This window comes from Streptomyces sp. ADMS (genome assembly GCF_033441795.1).
GTDB lineage: Bacteria > Actinomycetota > Actinomycetes > Streptomycetales > Streptomycetaceae > Streptomyces.
In genome coordinates this window covers 1-7,430 of sequence record NZ_JAVFVX010000198.1, presented here as the reverse complement: position 1 = coordinate 7,430, position 7,430 = coordinate 1, and the positions used below count along the sequence as shown (strand labels likewise).

Sequence of the window (7,430 nt, the reverse complement as noted above, 5' to 3'; positions counted from 1 at the left end):
ACGTCGCCGTCCCCGCCGCCACCCCGCTGATCTCCCTCATCGAGGAGGCCACCGGTGCCACCGACACGGTCGCCCTCCTTCGGCTGAGCAGGGCGGGCGTCGATGTCATCGAAACCGCGATCACCCCGAGCTCCCGCACCGCGGGCCACGCCCTCGCCGACGTACCGCTGCCCGAAGGCACCGTCATCGCCACCATCATCCGCGGCGGACAGCCGACCGTCCCCACACCCACGTTCACGCTCCGGGCCGGCGACGAACTCCTCCTGGTCTCCCACACCGCCACCGAGCAGGAGATCCGCGCCGCGTTCCAGTGACGGCGGAGGAGACCCGGACGCCGAAGACCCGGGCACGGTCACCGGGGCGTACCTCCGGCACATCGTCCTGAGGTCCGACAGCGATCGGGGCCCGCGCGCGGCCACCCGCTGCCCCGCCGGACTGTCGACACGAGGATGGCGGGGGACTCCACCATCGAACGGAGTCGCCCCCCTCTGTCCAGCCTGCCCGTATCACGCCCGCTCCTCCGGAGTGGCCGTCTCCGAGCCGCCCAGGTCCAGGCGGAACGGTGGGTACGTGTCCGTCATCAGAGCGGCGTAGGCCCAGACGCGCAGGACCCACCGGTTGAGGCCGATGATCAGGTCGAACAGATCCCCCGGGTACTTCTCGGTGAAGGCCAGGATCACGGCCGCGATGACCGTCAGCAGGGCGATCAGGCCGCCGGACCACCAGCCGAGGTGGGCACCGCCGAGGAAGAACCCGATGACCAGGTAGTGCGGGATGGCCAGGAGCCACCACTTCACCAGAACCAGGCCGCGGGAGAGCCGCTCCGGGTAGGCGATGTCCAGCCGTGCGGGGTAATCCGGTTCCTCGCCCAGGCTGAACGGCGGGTACCGGTCGGTGCCCAGGGCGTCGCACGCGTAGTAGGAGACCCGCCAGCTCCAGCGCATCACCCCCAGGTTGAAGTCGAACAGGACGCGGGGGTAGCGCTCGGTGAACAGGATGGCGAAGAACGCGATCACGGTCACCACGGCGAAGGCCATCCACAGGAAGAACAGCACCACATAGTGCGGAATGGCGAGGATCCACTTCACGAGCCACAGCCACCGGGACAGCGGCGAGTCCAGACGCGCGTTCACCCGGACCGGTCTGTCCGTAAATTCCACTTGGTTCGTCATGGTGAATCAGCTCCTTCTCCCGGCGTGCCGCCGCCGGATGTGCTCATGACCAGCCTGGCTGCTTCCGTCCGGGACCGCGAGGGCAGTGCGGGCTCGCGGTCCGGCCATGGGGGACTGGGGGTCCGCCCCTGCGGACGGCTGCCGTCAAGGGCAGCGCACCGCTGTCGGCCGCATTCCCGATCGCGTACGGGCTGCCGGACCCCGGCGTCCGGACAGCGTCCGCACCGCCCCCGAACCGCCGCCCCTTCGACGCCGGACGCCAGGGGACCTGGCCGATGCCGACGACTCCGAGGCGCCGCCAGGGCCGAGTCACTCGGCACCAGGTCCGCTTCCTCCACCTGCTCGCCCTCGTCACCAGGCGCGGGCAGGGGGCCGGAAACGGTTCCGGCTGTCCGATTCAGGTTCTGGGCGACTCCCTCACGAGTTCGCTGGCGATGCGCCCGGCCCACGCCTCGATCTGATCGAAGTCACGGAAGTCCCCGCCCTTCCCGGACGAGACGATCTTCCGGGCGATGAATCCCCTGGCTCCCGCTTCGAGGCAACCGCCGAACGTGACGTGTTCCTGGACGTCGAGCCGGATCATGATCCGGCGGACGCCGGGCACAGGTGGGATGTCGCGTTCCGAGGCCGAGGCGTCGAGGGGGCCGCTGCTGAAGAGCCACAGCGGACACCCGGCCAGCTCGCGGGCGTGACGTCGGACGAAGCGACGCGCGTCCTTGTGCCAACGCCCCGCGTACAGGCCACCGCCGACCACCACGGCGTCGTACGGCTCCAGGCCCGTCACGGACCGGGCGGGCAACGCCTCGGCCGTCAGCCCCTCCTTGCGCAGAACGTCGGCGATGGCCTCCGCGATCTGCGCGGTCGACCCGTTCGTCGTCCCGTAGACGACCAGCACCTTGCTCCGCATGACGGTCCGCCTCCTCTCACAGTCCTCGTGTTCATTCCTCGGCGACGTCAACCGCGCCTGTCGTCCGCCGTCGCAAACCTCCTCACCCACACCTCGACGCTTCGAGCATCCGGCGGTCCAGGACCCCGGCCCAGAGGTCGATCGGGTACTCGGACGGGCCCATCGGCCCCCCACGCGGATCCGAACAGCCCCTGTGTGGTGCGCCGGCGGTCGGCGGGCCGTGGTTGCCTCGGTTCCCGTGGATGACTCAGTCCTCCCGCAACAGCAGCGTGCAGGTCTCTCCCGGAGCGACGGTGGCGGCCCGGTCGGGCAGGACCACGCGGATCGGGGACTCCTCCGAGGCGGGCACACCGATCCGCAACTCTCCGCTGCGAAGCCGCACGCTGACGCCCCAGTGGCCGCGGTAGCGCAGCGAGAACCCGTACTCCGACAGCGCCGGAAGCGGCACGGGGTCGACTCGGAGTGCGTCCGCGCGGGTCTCCAGGCCGGTCAGGCCGCGCTGCACCAGGTCGAGGGTTCCGGCCATGGCGCCGAGGTGGATGCCTTCACCGGGGTCGTACCGCCCTGGAGGTCGGCGACGTCCTGTTCCGGGGCTTCCTGACAGTACGTCCACGCCTCGGCCCGTCTGACCCGGGCGAGAACCCAGGCGTGGACGAGGCCGCTGAGGGTGGAACCGTGGCTGGTGCGCCCGAGGTAGTAGTCGACGGTCCTGCGCCACAACTCGTCGTCCAAGTCGTAGCCCAGGCGCCCGAACAGTTCCCGCAGCTCGGTCGGCGAGAAGAGGCAGCCGAGCATCGCTCCCACAAGGAGGCGTGGACGCCCCGCAACGGCAGCCCGTGGCGCGTCGCCCCGTCCACCGCCCGCAGGCTGGAACGCGATCCGTCGACACCCACGACCAGCGGAAGCTCCATGGTCCCCACCGCCTCTCTGCCCGGCCACCGCGAGAACCTCCTGTGAACACCGTCGCACCGCGCCGGGCACGCCGCGACACGCGGATCGGCGCTCCGCGGGTTTCGGCCCGGGTTGCGCCCCGCCGGTTTGCGGCGATCGTGGAGTCATGCGGGCACCACCCCGCGGCCATGGCCCGCGCACGGGCCGCGGGCCGGGACGTAGGTGACCGGGCAGGTGCCCGCTCCGTTCGAGATCACGGAGAAGGGACGGCCGTCGTGGTTGTGAGGACCGGCGTCTTCGGCGCCATGACCGAAAAACATCGCGAGCAGCTCATGCCGCTCGCTCATGAGGTGTCGTTCGCGACGGGCGAGCGCATCTTCGACGAAGGCGGCAACGCCGACCGCTTCTGGATCATCCACACGGGAACGGTCGCTCTCGACCTTCATGTGCCCGGTCGGCGCGCGGCCGTCATCGAGACCCTCGGCGCCGGAAAACTGCTGGGCTGGTCCTGGCTGGTCCCTCCCCATCACTGGCACCTGGGAGCCGAGGCCACCAGCCCGGTGCGCGCCTACGAGTTCGACGCGGCGACAGTTCGTGAGATGTGTGCGAAGGACCCGGTGCTGGATCACGAGCTGTGCACCTACGTCGTCAGCGTCCTCGCACGCCGGCTCAGGTCCGCCCGGGTGCGACTGCTCGACCTGTACGCGCCCCACGGCGCGGGCGAGGTGCCCTGACGAAGCGAGAGGAGGGGGCCGCAGTGCCTGAGACCCCGCACATCGTGAGCGATGTGATGACCCTGACGGTCGTGGCCGTCGGACGCGACGCGCCCTTCAAGGAGATCGTCGAGACCATGGAACAGTGGAATGTCAGTGCCATGCCCGTCCTGGAGGGCGAAGAGCGTGTCGTCGGCGTCGTCTCCGAGGCCGACCTGCTGCCCAAGGAGGAGTTCCGCGACATCGACCCGGGCCTCGTGGAGCAGCGCCGACGCCTGTCCGACATCGCCAAGGCGGGGGCGGTGACGGCGGAGGGGCTCATGAGCGCCCCCGCGATCACGGTCCGCCCCGACGCCACCCTGGCCCAGGCGGCCAGGATCATGGCCGTCCGGCGCGTCAAGCGGCTGCCCGTGGTCGACGACGTGGGGATGCTTCAGGGCATCGTCAGCCGTGCCGATCTGCTGAAGGTCTTCCTGCGGCCGGACGACGACATCGAGGAGGAGGCCCGCCGCACCGTGGTGTCCTACCTGTTCCCGGCCTTCAGCCACGCCATCCACGTGAACGTCCACGAGGGAGTCGTCACCCTCCGCGGACACATCCAGGACACCTCGCTCATCTCGGTCGCCGTGCGCCTCGTACGCGCCATCGAGGGCGTCGTGGACGTCGAGTCCCGTCTCACCGGTGAGTCCACCGCTCCGGCCCGACCGGAGTGAGGGGTCGGCGATGCGGGCCCGGCCGGCACTCCTCCCTCACTGCTCGGCCGAATGCTCGGCCGACGTGATGCGGCGCCCGGTGACACGCGTGGGCCGCGCTGCCACCCACATCTCGCGTTCGCCCCCTGACCAGGGCGCGGTGTGGGCATGATCGACCAGCTTGCGCACCTCCTCGGGCTCGGTGACCACCCGCGCGGGTCCGACGACGAGGACGCTCCAGCCCTGGCTCATGGCCTCGTCCACATGGTCGACCTCGAAGGCGACCTCGGATCCCACGGCAGCCGCCGGGACCGACTCCGGCGCGGTCCGGAACGCGATCGAGTCGTCGACGACCTCGTAGTTCACCGGAACCACCGCCGGGCCGTCAGGTGTCGACACCGCGACGCGTCCCACGCCGTGCGTGGAAAGCAGATCACGGCATTCGTCGGGGTCGAGGTCCCGCAGTCGGGGATGCAGGAGCGCCTGCCCCCGGCCGGGCGGCAGATCGACGCCGCCCCCGCGCAGGGCGGTGAGGCTGGTGCCCAGCACGTCGGCCAGGTTGACGAGACTGGCCAGGGTCGGGTCGGCCGGCTGTTCTTCGAGGTAGGCCAGGTATTCCGGTGCCATTCCGGCGCGGTGGGCCGTCTCTTCCCGGGTCAGTCCTCGGCGGGTGCGTTCGGTGGCGATGCGGCGGCCGATGTCCCCGGCATTGTGTGGCCTGCCTGGCGGGGGCTCGCCGGACCCGGCGCCCCTCGGCGCGCCTGTCCGTTCCGTACGTGGCCGGGAAGACCCGGTCCCGGACCCGGACCTGTGCTCGATGTGACGAATGTGCGCGTCGGGCCCCGGGAAGACTAGCGTCACCTCGTCCGTGTCCGACCAGCGCACGTCGTAGGGCGGGGTTCCATCGGTGTGATGAAGTCCGACAATCTCGCCATCGCGCCTGGTGATGCCAGTGGCAGGGCTTTCGACAACGAGTTGATCTCCAAGTTGAGCTCGCATGATCGCCGCCGTTTCCTCAGAATGTTTCCGTACCCAACGTGCCACGCGCGACATACCGCCGCATGGGATGGGGGCTCCGGTGATCCCCGTAGCCGCGCGGCCCGTCCGGGACCGCGCCTGCAACGCCCTCCGCGTGAATGGCTCCTGACCCGTTCGACACCCGACCGCCACCGCCCACCGGCTGTCTCCAACCGGAACGGAGAGACGACATGCACCACCGTCCGGTCGAAGAACTCATGACCCGGGACGTCGTGCGGGCACAGCGCGACATGCCGTTCAAGGAGATCGTCAGGCTGCTCGCGGAGAGCGATGTCACCGCTGTGCCCGTGGTCGACGAGCTGGACCGCCCCATCGGTGTGGTGTCCGAGGCCGATCTGCTGCGCAAGTCCTCGGCCCAGGCCGACCCGTCCGGCCTGACATTCGAGCGGCTCTGCCGGAGCGTCGACGGCGTGGTCTCGGTCTCCGAGCACATCGCGTACCCCGCGGACGCCCCCTGATTCAGCCGGCGATTCACGTCGTCACCCTTGTTGCCGGTCCGGCATCGGCCAGCCGGTCTCCGGGCGGGCCCACCGCTCGGTCGCACCGGTGTCCATGCCCTTGATGTCACGCTGTGCAACGACCACCAGCTGCCTACCGAGGTCGTGCATGGCCCTGCCCGCCGCCAGCTCGTCACCGATCTCCGGAACATCCCTGTCCGCGGGGTTCCTGTGCGCGTCCCCGTGCCCGGTGAGCTCCGTGGTGCCAGTGTTCAGCACCGCACGGGCCTTGGTCGTGCCCTCTTCCTCGAAGAGGTAGAGGCGAACCTTCCATTCCACGGTGTGTGCCATCACTTTCCTCCTCGTCCCGGTGCGGACCTCTGTGATCCGGACGGCCTCCGCTCATGGATCAGCGGGCTTACGGCTGCGGCCAGGAACTCGTCCTGGATACGGCGCCGGACCCCGGCGGTGAACGCGGTCAGTCGCCCCGAGGTCGCCGCCCGTGGCGCGACGGGGTTTCGGATCCGGCGTGCCGCAGGCGGGAGCCCGGCCAGGTCCGCGGCGAACCTCCCTGCCATCTCCGGCAGATCGGGGCGTTGGACGGTGCGTCTCCCGTCCCGCATCGCCGTCTCCAGCAGCGGCAGGCTGTCGTCGGGGGGCTGCTCATCGCGGAGCCCGATCACGTCTGCGTATCCGGGGCGGCGGAACACCTGTTTCTGCCCGGGAGCGGTCACCTTGGCCGAGGAGAGCTTCATGACCGGCCGGCCGTCGTACTCGACCATCTTGTACGCGGAGTCGAGGAACGGGGCATCGGCCGAGACTCCGACGCGGGTGCCGACGGCGTAGACGTCGATGGGTGCTCCGGAGCGGACCAGTTCGTCCACGGAGTACTCGTCGAGTCCTCCGCTGGCGACGATCCGTACGTCCGGCAGTCCGGCCGCGTCGAGGAGGGCACGCGCCCGCAGCGCCAGGGCTCCGAGGTCGCCGCTGTCCAGCCGTACGGCCGAGCCGGGCCCACGGTCCAGGTCCCGGAGCACCCGCGCCGCGACCCGGACCCCCGCCTCGGTGTCGTAGGTGTCGACCAGGAGCGTCACCGGGCCCGGATGGGCGCGGGCGAAGCCGCGGAAGGCCGCCTCCTCCGTCCCGAACGCCTCGATGTACGAGTGGGCCATCGTGCCGACGGCCGGCAGCCCCTCGGCGGCGGCCGCGGCGACGTTGCTCGTTCCGGCGAAACCGACCACCGCGCTCAGCCGGGCGGCCTGGTAACCCGCCTGGGGGCCGTGGGTACGCCGGAGGGAGAAGTCCACCACCGGGTGTCCCTGCGCTGCCAGAACGCACCGTGCGGCCTTCGAGGCGATCGTCGTCTGGTGGCTGACCTGGTTGAGCACGTAGGTCTCCACCAGCTGCGCCTGCGGCAGCGGAGCGGTCACCTCCAGCAGCGGCTCTCCGGCGAGGACGATCCGCCCCTCGGGCACCGCCCTCACCCGGCCGGTGAATTCCATGCCGAGCAGCGGAGCCAGGTCGTGTGGAGGCCGGTGCAGTGCCGAGGCGAAGGCATCGACGTCCTCGGCGTCGACCCG

General features: G+C 70.5%; 8 protein-coding genes and 3 pseudogenes. 4 read left to right on the top strand and 7 right to left on the bottom strand.

Annotation, left to right across the window (positions count from 1 at the left end):
• Positions 1-314: TrkA C-terminal domain-containing protein (locus RB628_RS38735; RefSeq protein ID WP_318325346.1), on the top strand; the 314-nt coding region annotated here is incomplete at its 5' end.
• Positions 315-506: 192 nt separating this feature from the next.
• Here RB628_RS38735 and RB628_RS38730 read toward each other — a convergent pair.
• From RB628_RS38730 to RB628_RS38715, 4 genes and pseudogenes are all read right to left on the bottom strand, one after another.
• Positions 507-1,172, bottom strand: a complete 666-nt coding sequence (locus tag RB628_RS38730; protein WP_318325345.1) for a DUF4389 domain-containing protein — start codon at positions 1,170-1,172, stop codon at positions 507-509.
• A 397-nt stretch (positions 1,173-1,569) separates the two neighbouring features.
• Positions 1,570-2,079 (bottom strand): flavodoxin domain-containing protein, encoded by a 510-nt coding sequence (locus RB628_RS38725; protein WP_318325344.1) that lies wholly within the window; start codon positions 2,077-2,079, stop codon positions 1,570-1,572.
• Positions 2,080-2,326: 247 nt separating this feature from the next.
• Positions 2,327-2,874: pseudogene (locus RB628_RS38720) on the bottom strand (glycosyl hydrolase family 65 protein); the annotation flags it as partial.
• Positions 2,844-2,999 (bottom strand): annotated as a pseudogene (locus tag RB628_RS38715) (universal stress protein); the annotation flags it as partial. The pseudogenes RB628_RS38715 and RB628_RS38720, both read right to left, overlap by 31 nt.
• A 276-nt stretch (positions 3,000-3,275) precedes the next feature.
• On the opposite strand from RB628_RS38715, the gene RB628_RS38710 reads away from it, so the two are divergent.
• Positions 3,276-3,704 (top strand): cyclic nucleotide-binding domain-containing protein, encoded by a 429-nt coding sequence (locus RB628_RS38710; RefSeq protein ID WP_318325343.1) that lies wholly within the window; start codon positions 3,276-3,278, stop codon positions 3,702-3,704.
• A 23-nt stretch (positions 3,705-3,727) separates the two neighbouring features.
• Positions 3,728-4,396, top strand: coding sequence for a CBS domain-containing protein (locus tag RB628_RS38705; protein WP_318325342.1), 669 nt, complete (start codon positions 3,728-3,730; stop codon positions 4,394-4,396).
• Between the two features lie 36 nt (positions 4,397-4,432).
• On the opposite strand, the gene RB628_RS38700 is transcribed toward RB628_RS38705, so the two are convergent.
• Complete coding sequence (locus tag RB628_RS38700; protein ID WP_318325341.1) at positions 4,433-5,374, bottom strand: pyridoxamine 5'-phosphate oxidase family protein; 942 nt, start codon at positions 5,372-5,374, stop codon at positions 4,433-4,435.
• 209 nt (positions 5,375-5,583) lie between these two features.
• Here RB628_RS38700 and RB628_RS38695 point away from each other — a divergent pair.
• Positions 5,584-5,793: pseudogene (locus RB628_RS38695) on the top strand (CBS domain-containing protein); the annotation flags it as partial.
• Positions 5,794-5,892: 99 nt separating this feature from the next.
• Here the strand turns inward: RB628_RS38695 and RB628_RS38690 are convergent.
• A complete protein-coding gene (locus tag RB628_RS38690) occupies positions 5,893-6,201 on the bottom strand; it encodes a DUF1876 domain-containing protein (protein ID WP_318325340.1) in 309 nt (102 codons plus the stop codon).
• Positions 6,201-7,430, bottom strand: a 1,230-nt coding sequence (locus tag RB628_RS38685) for a nicotinate phosphoribosyltransferase (protein WP_318325339.1), incomplete at its 5' end; no start/stop codon positions are given. The genes RB628_RS38685 and RB628_RS38690, both read right to left, overlap by 1 nt.